At 31.0% G+C, this 14,701-nt stretch carries 12 protein-coding genes; 9 read left to right on the top strand and 3 right to left on the bottom strand.

Translation table 11 applies throughout. The features are described 5' to 3' along the window. Positions 1–256 precede the first annotated feature (256 nt). The 6 genes from abc-f to FMG_RS07320 all read left to right on the top strand — a co-directional run bounded on the left by abc-f (position 257) and on the right by FMG_RS07320 (position 5,947). A complete protein-coding gene (gene abc-f, locus FMG_RS07345) occupies positions 257–1,858 on the top strand; it encodes a ribosomal protection-like ABC-F family protein (protein WP_012291055.1) in 1,602 nt (533 codons plus the stop codon). Positions 1,859–1,987: 129 nt separating this feature from the next. After that, entirely contained in the window at positions 1,988–2,737 is a 750-nt protein-coding gene (locus FMG_RS07340; RefSeq protein ID WP_012291054.1) for a nucleoside phosphorylase, read from the top strand. A 140-nt stretch (positions 2,738–2,877) separates the two neighbouring features. Further along, the gene (locus tag FMG_RS07335; protein WP_002839645.1) at positions 2,878–3,303 is read left to right on the top strand and encodes an ArsR/SmtB family transcription factor; all 426 of its coding nucleotides are present in this window, start codon (positions 2,878–2,880) and stop codon (positions 3,301–3,303) included. Between the two features lie 74 nt (positions 3,304–3,377). Further along, the gene (locus FMG_RS07330) at positions 3,378–4,619 is read left to right on the top strand and encodes an MFS transporter (RefSeq protein WP_012291053.1); all 1,242 of its coding nucleotides are present in this window, start codon (positions 3,378–3,380) and stop codon (positions 4,617–4,619) included. A gap of 185 nt (positions 4,620–4,804) precedes the next feature. Continuing rightward, positions 4,805–5,341, top strand: coding sequence for a TIGR00730 family Rossman fold protein (locus tag FMG_RS07325; RefSeq protein WP_012291052.1), 537 nt, complete (start codon positions 4,805–4,807; stop codon positions 5,339–5,341). 105 nt (positions 5,342–5,446) lie between these two features. Next, entirely contained in the window at positions 5,447–5,947 is a 501-nt protein-coding gene (locus FMG_RS07320; protein ID WP_227930498.1) for a hypothetical protein, read from the top strand. A 328-nt stretch (positions 5,948–6,275) separates the two neighbouring features. On the opposite strand, the gene FMG_RS07315 is transcribed toward FMG_RS07320, so the two are convergent. From FMG_RS07315 to FMG_RS07305, 3 genes are read right to left on the bottom strand one after another with little or no spacing between them, the layout of a single operon-like run. After that, the gene (locus FMG_RS07315) at positions 6,276–6,902 is read right to left on the bottom strand and encodes a response regulator transcription factor (RefSeq protein WP_012291050.1); all 627 of its coding nucleotides are present in this window, start codon (positions 6,900–6,902) and stop codon (positions 6,276–6,278) included. Next, positions 6,892–8,181 (bottom strand): ATP-binding protein, encoded by a 1,290-nt coding sequence (locus tag FMG_RS07310; RefSeq protein WP_012291049.1) that lies wholly within the window; start codon positions 8,179–8,181, stop codon positions 6,892–6,894. The genes FMG_RS07315 and FMG_RS07310 overlap by 11 nt, the downstream gene beginning before the upstream one ends. Next, positions 8,178–9,833: a hypothetical protein gene (locus tag FMG_RS07305; protein WP_231840047.1), complete on the bottom strand. Its 1,656-nt coding sequence runs from the start codon at positions 9,831–9,833 to the stop codon at positions 8,178–8,180. The genes FMG_RS07310 and FMG_RS07305 overlap by 4 nt, the downstream gene beginning before the upstream one ends. A 475-nt stretch (positions 9,834–10,308) precedes the next feature. Between FMG_RS07305 and FMG_RS07300 the strand changes: the two genes are divergently transcribed. From FMG_RS07300 to FMG_RS07290, 3 genes are all read left to right on the top strand, one after another. Next, positions 10,309–11,559 carry an SHOCT domain-containing protein gene (locus FMG_RS07300; RefSeq protein ID WP_012291047.1) on the top strand — a complete coding sequence of 417 codons (1,251 nt, stop codon included), beginning with the start codon at positions 10,309–10,311 and terminating at the stop codon, positions 11,557–11,559. Between the two features lie 10 nt (positions 11,560–11,569). After that, entirely contained in the window at positions 11,570–13,126 is a 1,557-nt protein-coding gene (locus FMG_RS07295) for a TFIIB-type zinc ribbon-containing protein (protein ID WP_012291046.1), read from the top strand. An 85-nt stretch (positions 13,127–13,211) separates the two neighbouring features. Further along, positions 13,212–14,669: a hypothetical protein gene (locus FMG_RS07290; RefSeq protein ID WP_012291045.1), complete on the top strand. Its 1,458-nt coding sequence runs from the start codon at positions 13,212–13,214 to the stop codon at positions 14,667–14,669. Positions 14,670–14,701 lie beyond the last annotated feature (32 nt).

Here is a 14,701-nt window from a genome sequence, read left to right as displayed (position 1 = left end):
ATATACAAATTCCGCTGGAAAAATAAAAACTGACAAGGAAAAATCTACAGAAAAGATAGACGGATTTATTGCTATGGTGAGCAATAAGGTGTGAAATGGACAAGTCGATCTGTTTATGATGACAGGGGATTGATTGTTTTTATGGGTATAAATTATTAAATAGTATTAGGAGGTACAGACAAATGAACAATAGATATAGTCTTACAAATAACTAAGAGAGGAAAAAATCCTCTCAAAAAAAAACATAGGAGGATTTATGATATATATACAAAACTTAATAAAAACTTTACCAGATAGAAAGCTATTTGAAATTGATAGTTTATCAATAAATGAAAATGATAAGATAGCCTTAATAGGTGACAATGGAACGGGCAAAACTACTCTTTTAAGAATAATATTAGGAATAGATAAAGACTATACTGGTCAAGTAAGAGTAGATAGAGATTTAGGATATTTATTAAATTATGATATTCAAGCTAAGAATTTTTCTGATGAAATCTATTCCAAATCTCAGTTAAAGATTGATGACGATTATAGTCCGGGTGAGGAACAAAGATTAAAATTAACAGATATTTTATCAGATAGTTTTAAGTTTCTTTTAATAGATGAGCCTACATCCCATTTAGACTTAAAGCAAAAAGAAGAACTTATAGAAAAGCTAAATTCAAGAAAAACAGGATACCTTATAATTTCGCATGATCGTGATTTCATAAATAGAACTTGTAAAAAAATTATAGAATTAAAGGATGAAAAAATTGAAGAATATAATGGAGACTACAATTTCTATCTTGAAGAAAGAGAAAAAAGACAAAAGTTTCAAGATAAAGAGTATTCGAATTTTATAAAAGAAAAAAGACGATTAGAAAATCTAGCTATCAATATAAAGGAACAATCATCTAAAGTAAGAACCACACCTAAAAGGATGGGGAATTCAGAAGCAAGGCTCCATAAGATGGGTGGTCAAGAAAACAAGAAAAAATTAGACAAACAAGTAAAAGCTGTAGAATCTAGGATAAATCAACTTGATATAAAAGAAAAACCTAAAGAAGAAAAAGAGATACAACTATCCATTCCAGATAATAAACGAATTCATTCTAAAATATTGATAAGAGCGGAAAACATAAATAAAAAATTTGGAAATAAGGTTTTGTTTGAAAAATCCAACTTCCAAATAAACAACAATTCTAAAATAGCGATAATTGGAGAAAACGGAAGTGGGAAAACTACTCTATTAAAGATGATTCTTAATAAAGAAAATATATGGGTGCATCCAAATCTTAAGATAGGTTATTTTAGTCAAATGAGTGATATTTTAGAAGAAAATTCCAGCATCTTAAAAAATGTATCAAATACATCTATTTATGATGAAACAATGACAAGAATTGTTCTTGCAAGACTAGGGTTTAAGACTAACGATGTATATAAGATTATAAATGTATTAAGCGATGGAGAAAAAGCTAAGGTAAAATTGGCTAAAATTTTAACATCTGATTTTAATTATCTTATATTTGATGAACCGACAAACTTTTTGGATATAAGAGCAATAGAAAGTTTAGAAAATCTACTGAAATCTTATGATAGACCATTTATTTTTGTAAGTCATGATGAGGAGTTTATAAATAAAATAGCCGATACACTTATGATTATAGAAAATAAAAGAATCAAAAATTTTAAAGGTAATTTATCACAATACAAAAATAGAAATAAGAAGACAACAATTAACAAGGATAGAGATATTTTATTACTTGATTTTAGAATATCCTCTATAAGTTCTAGACTAGCAATGGAGATACCCAAAGAGGAAAGAGAAAAACTAGAAGAAGAGTATAATAATCTTATTGAAGAAAAAAATAAATAAATTTTAGCATCTTTTATCAATCGGGCAATTAATTTATTTTGCTGAAAATCTCAACGATATAAAACAAATCTTGAAATTAGTGTAAATCTCGTCAATAGAATTATAAAATCTGAATTTGGAGGAAATAATATGATAATAGATAGTTTTGATAATGAAACAGAGCCAGTTTTAAGTCTAAAAGACTTTTACGGAGAAAAGAAAAATATTGCAGAAAAATGTTTGATAATATATTCAAAAAGCATAATAGAATATTTGCTTGATAATTTTGAATGCGAAGAAATTGGAAATATAGGATCTGTAAATGGGTCAAGGCCAGTATATAAAAGTAGATTTGAAGGTCAAGAATTTGTATTTTATCTTACTATGATGGGTTCGGCTCTTGCTTCAGGAGATTGTGTAGAAGTTAATTGGATTACAGGTGCAAATAAATTTATTATGTTTGGATCTTGTGGAAGTCTTGATAAGGAAAAAACTTTTGGAAAGTACATTATACCAACAGAGGCTTATAGAGGTGAGGGAGCATCTTATTACTATGCGGCTCCTTCTGATTATCTTGATATTAAAAACCATGATAAGCTTGAAGAATTTTTTATTAAGGAAAAAGCTCCCTACACTAAGGGAAAAGTCTGGACTACAGATGTTATGCTTCGTGAGACACGCGGACTCGTTTCAAAGAGAAAGGCAGAAGGATGTATAGCAGTAGAAATGGAGCTTGCAGGCGTTCAAGCAGCTTGTGATTTTTATGGATTTGAACTTTATAACTTTCTTGAAGCGGGAGATGTATTAGATGAGAGCTGTTATGAGGTCGAAGGACTCCATGATGCCAACCATGATCTTGGAAAATTGTATTTGGCATTAAAATTTTTAAAAGAAATATAAGATAAACAAATCAAGAAATTATAATAGATTTGAAATCTATATAGAGAAATATTAAAGACTTTTATTTAACGTTAAAAATTATTTGACAATACTGATTTTAACTGTTATACTCTATTTAATCTATAAATGGGGGCGAGGAATTGAAAGAAGTTCACATATTAAACACTTTAGAAGAAATAAATATAGTAAGCGATCCTATAAGGCTTAAAATAATTATGACATTAGGAGCTACACCAAAAACAGCTCAGGACTTGTCAGATGCTTTGGGAGTTAGTAGGTCAAAAATCCACTACCATCTTAAAATTTTGGAACAAAATGGAATTATAGAGGTCGTAGACACAGAGCTAATAAATGGGATTACCCAAAAATATTTCTTGCCAGTAGCCAAGGCTTTTATACCAAATAGTGAAATATTTAATAAAAATTTGGAAGAAAAGCAATTCACTTTCAAAATTCCGAAAAAAAATTACGAGTCTTTTGAAAAAGAATTAGAGGATCTCATAAAAAAATATGAGAAGGAAGAAGATTGCGAAAACTTCCAAGTACAAATTTATAAATTATCTTAAAACCAGTAAGTAATAGCTTACTGGTTAAAAAAGAGATAACTGTCAAGAAAAACTAAACGTTAAATTTAAGGAGTATGTTAAAAATGATTAAAAACAAAGATTTCTATGTCCTGCTTTTAGGGCGACTAATTACAAATTTTGGTGATAGCCTTTATGCTATAGCCTCAACCCTCTTGGTTTACCAGATGAGTGGGTCTACTGTATATTCAGGAATAACTCTATTTCTAACCTCATCAACAGCCATTGTCCAGTTACTTCTAAGCCCAATTTTGGATAAAATTAATATGAAGAAGTTTTTAATTCAATCCCAACTTATCCAGGCCATCTTAATATTAATCATCCCAGCCTTGTATTATTTGGAAAAATTAAATGTATACCATATTATGATAATTATGCCGATAATTTCTTTGATTAACCAACTGGTTTATCCTGGACAGATTTCTCTTTTACCTAAAATCCTATCCGAAAAAGAACTTGTTAAAGGAAATTCTTTGATGACTATGGCTTATCAAGGATCAAATGCAATATTTGATACTCTCGCAGGTTTTATCATATCTATATTTGGATTTATGACGGCTTTTTATGCTGATAGTGTAAGTTTCATGTTAACTGGACTTTTATTTTGTCTCTTATCAAAAAAACTTAACCACTACAATGAAAGAAAAAATAAAACAGATGGTTCTGTAATTAAAAATCACTTCGAAGACCTTAAAGATGGACTTGATTTATTTAAAGATTCTAGGATTTTTGCCCTTGTTATTGGAGTTGTTTTTATAAATTTCTCTGCAACATCAATAAGTGCGGTCTTGCCTGCATTTGCCAAAGATGAAATTTTTTATAGTCTAATGCTTGCAGGCATGGGTGCAGGAGTCTTGCTCGGATCTTTATTTGCAGGTTTTCCAAAACTAAAAAATATTTCTTTGGGAAAGATTTATGTTTATGGAATGATTATCGTAGCCTTAGCTTGGATTTCTGTTTCTTACTTTGGTACAAATATAAAAATTGCGGTTGTCTTGTACGCTCTTGGCTGGTTTGTAGCAGGAATTGTTAATGTTTATGCCCAAACTATGGTGCAGATGATTGTGCCAAGTGAAAAGATAGGTTCTGCTATGGGAGCTATGGTTGGTATATCAACTTTTATGGCGCCACTCGGAGCCTTACTCGGTGGATACCTCGGAGAGTATTTATCAAGTCCAAAAGCAATTCTTATAGCAAGTGTAATTATCCTTGTTGTATCCATCTACTGGGCTTTAAATAAAAATATTAGAAAACTTCCTGCTATAAATAATTTTCACGAGGTGTTTGACGACAAATAATAAAAAAAGATAAATACTTGAATAAAAAAGCTGAAAACTCTATTATAAAATATTTCCTATATGAATTTTTTTAAATATAGATGCGTATATATGGAAATGAACCGTGATTATTTGGATAAATTAATAAGAAAAAAGTATAATAGATTTATCAAAATCATCACAGGAATTTGAAGGAGAAAATTTTAATGAATATTACAGTTTATCTTGGTGCAAACGAAGGAAATGATCCATGTTTACGTAAAGAAGTTGAAAAATTGGGGGATTGGATTGGAAATAGCGGAAACACACTAGTCTATGGTGGCTCCAAATCTGGTCTGATGGGTGCGATTGCTGACAGTGTTTTGAAGGCTGGTGGTAAAGTTATAGGTGTTGAGACGAAATTTTTTGTCGAAAACGAATTTCAACATGACGGATTAACTAAGTTAATCGTGACCGAGGATATGACAGAACGCAAAAACAAAATGATTGAGCTGGGTGAAGCCTTTATTGCTTTTCCGGGTGGTACGGGAACATTAGAAGAAATCTCAGAAGTAATGTCGAAAGTGTCATTGAAACAGATGAATTCACCTTGCATTATTTACAACCTGAACGATTACTACAATGATTTGAAAGCATTTCTGAATCATATGATTGAAAAAGGACTTTCTTCCAACGAGAGACAAGAGGGAATTTATTTTGCTGAAAATATCAACGATATAAAACAAATCTTGAAATTAGTGTAAATCTCGTCAATAGAATTATAAAATCTGAAGTTAAAGGAAACAATATGCTAATAGACGTTAATAAAATAAAGAAGGATATATGAGTAAATATTGTAAAAGTTGTGGTTGCTTTATTTGCACCAGAAGCTACATAAGGGGGTATTTATTATAATAGATTATTTCTTAAAATTAGAATATAATGCTAAAAACATTTTAGTATTAACATTAGAAAAAGACTCTCAAGATCTTGCAATAATAGTTTATGAAGATTTAAATAGAGCAGAGAATATTGACATTGATTTTCCGTATTATAAAGAACAAATTGAAAGTGTTCCTGAATACATTGATAAAAGAAATCTTGTTTCTATAATGATATTTCCAATTTTTAATTTAGCTAAAGCTAAAAAGCTAGAAGAAGAAATAGAATCTATAGCTGATTATTATATCGAACATAGAGGGAAAATTAATACAAAGATAAATTGGTTTAATGAAAAAAAAGTTACAGATTTATACAAGAATATAGATACTAATAAAATAAGTTTATTAAAATATTTATTTGAATTTTGTGAGAATAAAACCTTAAAGGACGATATAAAAAGTAGTGATTTTTCTCACTTGAATCAGTGAAAAGGCATCTACAAAAGTAGGTGTCATTTTTATACCGAAATATAAACATTTTTTATTTAATGCATAAGTCGAGCACTAAACCCAAAGTTATTAACACTCCTAGAAAAAAGGAGTGTTTTTCATTTGAAAATCTATTCATCTCATACTTTCGGATGATGAAAAAATTTTCTAAGATAAAAATAGAAAGAAAGTTTTTCATATTGTCGCATTTAGTTGTACAATCCATCACCTAAAAAATTAAAAGGATTTAATGCTTTGATCCGATACGAAAAAAGTGATGTGCAGAATAGGTTTATCTATTTTGCAACATCACTTTTTTTACAATTTACTACTTGTCTTCTATTACAAATCCTGTGATTCTAGCTTGGATTGCAAGTTGGGTGCGGCTTGTAAATTCGGTTTTATCAAGCATGTGCTTAATGTGGGTTTTTACAGTGTTTAGCGAAATCCCAAGCTCTTCTGCTATTTGGTCATTGCCTGCACCTGTGGTTAGTAGGCGGAGAACTTCTATTTCTCTAGGTGTAAGTTCAGTTGATTTGGCCATGCCAAGTTTTACCTCAGGTGTTTCTAAAGGATAGATGGATTCACCAGCCAAAGTTCTTTGGATTATTTCTAAAATTTCTTCTTTTGATATTTCTTTGTACCAAAAACTATCTATTCCAATTTCTTTTGCCCTATTCATCCAAGATACTTCTGGCATGCTTGTAACTGCAATAATCTTTATTTCAGGTTTTAATTTTTTTATTTTTTCTGCAGCGTCGAGGCCATTTGATCCGTCCTTCATAAGTATATCCATTATTACAAGGTCGATTTTTTTATTTAGTACGTAAGTGTCGGCAAACATGGCGGTATCTACAGAGTAGACAACTTCATAATCAGGACATTGGTTGATATTTAGTCTAAACATTTCACGAGATACGAATTGATCATCTACAATCATTATTTTATAGGTCATAGTTTACTCCTTTTGGCCAGGACAGGATTAAAGTGAAATTTGAATCCAAATTAATTTCCATTTTGCCACCACAATTTTCGATACTTTGGCGGATATTTTTCAAACCGCCTTTTTCTATTATTGGTTTTTTGACGAATATGCCATCGTTTGTAATCTTACAATGTATATTTATTTTATCTTCGTTAAGCTCAATCCATATATTTTTAGATTTACCATGGCGAATAGCATTATTGAGCGCTTCATGGACTATTTTAACTAAGAGTTGTAAATCGCCTTCTTCGGTTGGGATTTTGCCTTTGACATCGACTGAAACTCCTATATCTTTGGCTGTTGAAATGAGTTTATCAAACTTCGCCTCATTATTAGAAGAATCTACATCATCATTTACATTGTCACTTTTACCCTCAAACATCAATAGGCTTTCCTTCCACAAATTAATTAGCTTATCTCTATCTTCTTTAGTTTTATCTTTCATATCTAAGTAGCGTCTAAAATATATTAGACACTGACCAATTTTATCGTGAATTTTGATTTTTGCTTGCAAAATTTCTTTGTTTCTAGTATATTCTGCAACATTTTTTTGATATTCTTTTAGACTTGCGTTTATTTTTTCAATTTGCCTATTTTTTTCTTCAATTTCTTGATATAAAGCCCACTCAAGAGTGATTTTATAGGCTAAGGTTTCTCTGACTTTTTTATGATCAACGATTTTTATCTGCCAAATATCTCCCATGGTCTTTATAATAAGAGGGTTTCTTTCCAAAATTTCCGCATCTTTTTTTATATTGTTATTTCGTATATCTTCAGCACAGGCAATGTCATTTGCAAGCATATTGCCAAAAACAGCGTAACTTATATCCTGCATCATTCTATTTACTAAAAGGGGAGTACCATCATATTTTGAAAAACAAATACCATCGGGAAGGTTGTCCATACTATCCTTAATAGAATTATTTCCGATTATTGTTTTGCTTCTTTCCATGAATTTCTTTGCGAATATTATTTCTATACTTAGAATAATTAGATAGTAGATCAATAATACGTATACTGGAATATTTACAAGAAATTTTGCCATATAAATTCTTCCCGTACCAAGCTCTGCTAAAATCTGTAATGGAATCAAGCTTAATAAAAATAGTATCAGACTATAAATAAAATATTTGCTAGAAATCTTAGTATTTGTGGATTCTACTACCATATTGATATTAATAGTTAAGAGGATTGCATTAAAAACAAATAATAAGGCAAGCTTATAGATGTTTAGATTTCCTAATATCATAGTTTGCTCCTTTCAAGAGAAATTACAAGCTTAATTTCATCTTTCGCAATATCTTCACTAATTAAAATCCCATTTTGTTGATAGTTATCATCCAAATCGTACAAGAAAGATTTTTCTTTCGCACCAGTAATTTTAATAATAAGCTGAGGCTTTTTGTTTTTCATAAAAAAGCTTATACTAATTGAACTTATACCTGGCATATAAAATTCTAAGGCATTTTGAAATATCTCATAGAGACTAATACAAAAGTCTTTATCATAGCTAGTATATTCTTCCCAATCTATTTTTGTCTTCACACCAGTTAGACTTAAATAATCAAGAGATTCGCAAAATGCAAGTTTTAACTCGGATAAATTTAGTGTGCTTTTATTTTTTGTTAGTAAAAATAAATTGGAATATCTTTTGATATAGACATCGAGAAAACAAGCGTGTTTGAGCTTTGTCTCAAACAAATCTTCATCTTCAGGTAGATTCATAAAAATATCGTTAAGTATGTCAAATTGCGGTTGAAGCTTGGTATGAATATGTTCTCTGATTTGATTTTGTTCTTCAACTTTTATCATATTTTTCTTCAAGGAGTTCTTTGCTTTGAGAAGCTCATTTTCATTTAACATATCTTCGCTCATATTCATCAGTTTTCTCTTTAATTGGTTAAAATCAGTCAGATCAACAAAATAAAATGAGATTCCACCATTGATTTTTGCACTTTCTAATAGTGTGTTCTCATCAATGAGGATAGGATTATAAAGTGCCCTACACACTAAAGAAGAATCAATGTTTTCATAAATCTTTGGTCGATAAATCATTTGACCATTTGAATCCATAATACCGATATTGAGAGAAGATAGGGACAGAAATAATTCGTATCCTCTGTTTGAAGGCAGAAGTCTTTTAAATACCAAAGATTCAATAAATAGCATTACCATCAATATGTTAAATTCAGCGCTCTTGAAAAATATTTTAAAATACTCAAATTTGTCCCATCCAGTCATATATAAGAAAGTATAAATCCCCCAGATGATAATAATTGATATAGGAAGTTTTACTGAAGAAAGATATCTGTTTTTATATGAATAAATCATTGTAAAAGCAATATTCATTATAGTTAAAAGACCAATGTAAAAAACGACAAAGTAGAATACAGGTCCATACATTTGTAGGCTTTTGGCATTCGGATCAAGAGAAAAAAGTAGACCGTGTAAATTGTTTGTTATGATTAATAAACTCGCTATCAAAGTTGGTATCCAAAGAAGACTCCAATACTTGTTTATATTTTCTCTCTCAGATTTCCCAACATGTAAAGAGGTAAGAAATATCAGCTGAGTGAGAACTAATGGAAAAACTAAATAGAGATACCTTATAAATCTGACGGCATCTTCATTTTCTATTAAGATTAGATATTTTAAAGTTCTCACAAGCAAATAAGAAATTAGAAGAAATCCAATAAGTTTAAATCTAGCTACAATTGCACTTCTTAGAACCCTATTTTTCATATTATTCATCCATAGAACAATTACAAAACTATAAAGTGCGAAAATAATAGCATGAACAGGGAAATAAAGTTTCTTAAAATAATCCAAGGCGTGCAAAAGACAGGCTAAAAAAACCAAAAATATACAGATAATATAACTAATAATTTCTTTGCGATACACAACTACTCCTCCAATAAAATATCTTGAAACCATAGAAAACGATACCACTTAAATATATTTTAAAACTAGTCGGAAAAGATGTCAAATAGAATTTAGATAAAACAATAAATTGGTCTTTTATAATGAATGATTTGGGTTTAATCAATGTGATAGGAGAAATTTTATATTGTCTATTCGAAACAGAAATTAAATTTTAAATGAATTAAATTATTATGTTTTACAAAATATCATACTTTTGGGTGATGTGGGGATTGTTGAAGATATATATAATAAAATTAGAAAGTAACAGATGTGCTTTCTCACAAAATCAATGTCAAAGAAATTTTATTAAAAGGGAAATGATGTATGGTTTTTGTGTAGTTAATTGAAATTGAAAGCAAAGATTTGTTTTTATAGTCATCTAAGTTTCTAAAAAATTTAGAACACAGTACTTGTAAAAACATTTTCACAAAATACTAATTTAAAGGAGGATATTATGGGATTTATTAAAGCATTTACAGGAAGTTTAGGCGGAACTTTTGCAGATCAATGGTTAGATTTTTACGGACCAGGTTCACTTGAATCAGGAACTCTAGGAATATTTCCAGCAAAAGCACAGGGACAAAACAACGGTCGTGGTGAAAATACTAAGGGAAACAACAACATAATCACAAACGGTAGTAAGATAATCGTTCCTGAGGCAACAGCTCTAATCACTATACAAGATGGTTTGATTACAGGAATCATCAATGAACCTGGTGGATTTATATTTTCATCAGATGATATAAACTCACAAAGTATTTTCGCTGGTGATGGTCCAACTGCATCACTAATCAAGTCAACTTGGGAAAAGTTTAAATTTGGTGGCCAAGCTGGATCTGAACAATTGGCATTTTATGTTAACCTTAAGGAAATACCAAAAAATAGATTTGGCACGCAAAGTGAAATATATTGGGACGATGCTTTCTTTGGTACACAAGTTGGGGCAGTCACAAGAGGAACATATACTTTAAAGATTGTAGATCCTTTACTATTTGTAAAAAACTTTGTTCCACAAAAATATTTGGTTGCAAATTCCCCAGCGTTTGACTTTGCAGATATGGATAACGAGGCAGCAGAAGAACTATTTAACGAAGTGGTTTCATCACTTTCAGCAGCCTTTTCAAACTACACGAATGATCCAAGCAAGGGCAATCGTATGAATAAGATACAAGGAGATCAAATAGGTTTTGCTAAATCACTATCTAGTGCTGTAGAAGATGGATACCAATGGAGATCTACAAGAGGACTTGAAATTGCAAAAACTGCAATACTTGCAATAGAATACGACGAAGATACTAAAGTTCTTATGTCAGATGTCAAAAAGGCAGATGCACTTTCTGGATCTCGTGGAAATTCATTCTTCCAACAAGCAGCAGCAAGAGGAATGCAGTCAGCTGGCGAAAATGGCGGTGGTGCAAACATGGCATTTATGGGAATGGGAATGAATGCAGCTGGTAATATGATGGGAGCAACTCAGCAAGCTAATGGACAAAATTCTTATCAACCAAATTTTGCAAATAATAATTCTAATCAAAATCAAGCTCCTAATCAAGATTCAAACCAAGTTCCGAATCAAAATCAAACTCCAAACTCTAACCAAGTAGACCCAACTGAAAAGCTTATTAACATGAAAAAACTATTAGATGCTGGAGTTATCACTCAAGAAGAATTTGACAAGGCGAAAAAAGATTTACTAGGCATATAGAGGTGATCTTATGACTACAGAAGATATTAAAGTAAGAGAAATAAATACTGGACTAAAAGATGGTCAGATAAAGTGTCCAAAATGTGGGTCAACTGACATAGAGACTAATACCAAGACTGGTAAGTTAAGGTGTAATTTCTGTAGGCACGAATTTGAACTAGAGCTTGCACCAGAAGATGAAGATATATCAAGCCTAGAAGGAACAACCATGGGAAGAGGAGCTTTAGATATAGACGAAGCAGCAGAAGATATAATTACTGTTAAGTGTGAAAGCTGCGGTGCCGAAGTAGTTATCGATACCAAAACCAATACTCAGGCAAGGTGTCACTGGTGTAGAAATACCCTATCACTTAATAATATTATTCCAAATGGAGCCGTTCCTGATGTTATCCTACCTTTTAAGGTAAGGAAAAATGAGGCCCAAGAGCAAATAGAAGACTTTGTTCAAAAAAGAAAGTTTTTTGCTCATCCTACATTTACAAGAGAATTTAGTACCGAAAATATATGTGGGGTTTATTTGCCATATATGTTGGTCGATGTCAATTCTCATATGAGATTAATAGGTGAAGGGGAAATTAAAACTGCTAGTTACGAAGTTAAGAATGGCAAGGATAGTCACATGGAATACGATGCAGATTCATATCATGTTGAAAGGGATTTTGACATTTTCATAGATGACTTATCTATTGAAGCTAGTAGCGATAAACTCGATTATACAGCAAAGGATAAGACAACTAACATTATCAATGCCATCATGCCGTTTGATACAGAAAATTGCGTAAAATTTAATGCCAACTATCTGAAGGGATTCACTTCAGAAAAGAGAGATAGCAACATTGATGTTTTAAGAGATGCTGTTGAAGCACAAAGTTCTGATGTTGCAAGGCATGCGGCCTTGGATACTATTGAAGAGTATGACAGGGGTGTAAGATGGGAAGAGGAAGAATACAATATTAAAGGCGACTCTTGGAAGGCTGCATACTTACCTGTTTGGCTATACAGTTATATGCAAAAGAAAAATGGCAAAAACCTACTCCACTATGTCGCTGTAAATGCAAGAACCCTTGAAACAATGGGTAGCGTACCAATAAATTACACAAAACTATTTATAGCTTCTGTATTGGTTGAAATCTTAGGTGGATTAGCTGCATTTGTACTAAATATAGTTGCCGCCATGGATGTATTTGATGATACAAAATTCCAAGATATGAGAAATTTATATTGGTTACTTTTACTTTCTGGATTTATATTCTTCTACACAATTTACGCTAGGTATAGAAATATAGATGAAAGACATCACTACGAAGATGAAACCAAGCATGAGATAAGCAATTTGCAAAGCATAGATGATTTCTTGATGAAACGTACTGGCCTTGTAAATGTTGTAATTGAAGGGGAAAACTCCAAAGAGCTTAAAGGCAATAGGCTTGATTTGAAAAAAGACAAGGGGTTTAAGAAGGTAATCGACAAGGGTCTTTACGATGAAGTGGAAGAGAATAAAAAGAGACTTAATGAGACTATTGACAAGCAGTCAAAAAATAAGGAACATGATAAAAATACAAAATAGATCTAAAAACCAGTTTCATAATTGCTCAAACAAATAAAAAAGATAAATAGATGTCGTAAGATATCTATATGATAGAGGTAGATTTATGAAAAGAAATACAAAAATTTTAATTGCGTTTATTTTGGCTTTGACTTTTCTTTCTGCTTGTAAAAAAGCAAATGATTCAGCTGAGACTGGCAAAAAGATAGTAAATCAAGTAAATGAAGTAAGTAAAGAAAAAGAAGTAAGTAAAGAAAATAATTTAAAACAAGTTGATGGAGCGATAATAGGTTCTCTTTCTTCATATGTTGAAGATAGAAAAGTTTGGAATGAATTTATCGATAAAGAATTTTTGAATTCTGCGAAAAATCATGAAAAAGGTATACACCTACCTAGGATTCTTCTTGATTCTGCTGATGCAAAAAAAGCTAACAGTGAAATTGATGCGATAGTTAAAAAAATGAAAGAAGTATATAAAGCTAAGAAGTCTAATATGGAAAACGGTGATACAGGTATTGTTGCTTCATTTTCTGTATATCAAAACCAGAAAATCCTAAGCATTATGATTGAAGAATACGATATTTACAACGGTGACTATACTAATCATCATGTATTTAATTTCTCGTTACCTGATGGTAAGTTCATTGATGATGCTGAGCTTATTAAAGATTTTGGTGTTGAAAAAGACGGGATTTTGACTTTGGTAGAAAATGGGTTGATAAAAGAAGCAGAATTAGCTAACAAAGTCTATTGCAAGGATCTCACTGATTTATCTTATATTTACAATCTAAATAACTTAGTAGGTCTTACGCTTAATGACTTGTGGGATAATTACAATAAAAAAAGCCATAAATTATTTTTAGATGAAGTAGGTAGACCAAAATTTGTTTTTGATAATTATGAAAGTGCACATATGGAACAAGTTCCTTTAATTTTCGAGCTTGAATCAAATAGGTTTGAGAGAAGTATATATTCTGATCAGTACATTAAAATGGCAAGAGGACTTGGACTTAATCCTTATGATAAAAACAACAAAGCCTTTGTAATTTACCTAGGTGGTGCAAATAATGAAAAAGATTTGAAAGCTTCTCTTTCGAAATTACAAATCTGGTCAAATATTTTTGCAAATTATGAAGATCCTAATATGATTGTTGCAGTAAAACAATCAGAAGGCGGTAATATACCTTACTTAATTGGAGAAGAATGCTATCTAGTCATACCTAAGTACAAGAATGCATCTGTTTCTCTAAAAGAGTTAGAATTAACAAAAGATGGGAAATTAAAAGAAGTGAAAAATCCTTACCTAGATAGTAATGCTTGTAGCGGAACAACATTGATTTGCCAAAATATTAGCGATACAAGTCCAAATGGGAAAATTATAATTAGGTACAGGGATGATGTCGTCGAATTTTCTCCTCAACTTAGTCTTAAAGACGGAAGCTTGATGGTTCCTAAGGGAATCATTGATGGGGGCAAAATTATCGATTGGAACAAAGAAGTCCAAGATGATTTCTATTCATATATAATATTTGAAAGAATCAAGTATTTAATTGGCGTTGGTTAATAATAAAATGATCAGAAAATGAAAGGAGTCAG

The sequence above is a fragment of the Finegoldia magna ATCC 29328 genome (assembly GCF_000010185.1).
GTDB lineage: Bacteria > Bacillota > Clostridia > Tissierellales > Peptoniphilaceae > Finegoldia > Finegoldia magna_H.
The sequence above is the reverse complement of the archived record's forward strand: the minus strand, read 5'-3'. Positions and strand labels throughout refer to the sequence as shown.

Excerpts from the sequence above, each read along its gene's own strand:
- FMG_RS07290 (WP_012291045.1), top strand. The coding sequence starts at position 13,212 with ATGAAAAGAAATACAAAAATTTTAATTGCGTTTATTTTGGCTTTGACT.
- FMG_RS07295 (WP_012291046.1), top strand. The coding sequence starts at position 11,570 with ATGACTACAGAAGATATTAAAGTAAGAGAAATAAATACTGGACTAAAA.
- FMG_RS07340 (WP_012291054.1), top strand. The coding sequence starts at position 1,988 with ATGATAATAGATAGTTTTGATAATGAAACAGAGCCAGTTTTAAGTCTA.
- FMG_RS07325 (WP_012291052.1), top strand. The coding sequence starts at position 4,805 with ATGAATATTACAGTTTATCTTGGTGCAAACGAAGGAAATGATCCATGT.
- FMG_RS07315 (WP_012291050.1), bottom strand. The coding sequence starts at position 6,902 with ATGACCTATAAAATAATGATTGTAGATGATCAATTCGTATCTCGTGAA.
- abc-f (WP_012291055.1), top strand. The coding sequence starts at position 257 with ATGATATATATACAAAACTTAATAAAAACTTTACCAGATAGAAAGCTA.
- FMG_RS07300 (WP_012291047.1), top strand. The coding sequence starts at position 10,309 with ATGGGATTTATTAAAGCATTTACAGGAAGTTTAGGCGGAACTTTTGCA.
- FMG_RS07310 (WP_012291049.1), bottom strand. The coding sequence starts at position 8,181 with ATGATATTAGGAAATCTAAACATCTATAAGCTTGCCTTATTATTTGTT.
- FMG_RS07330 (WP_012291053.1), top strand. The coding sequence starts at position 3,378 with ATGTTAAAAATGATTAAAAACAAAGATTTCTATGTCCTGCTTTTAGGG.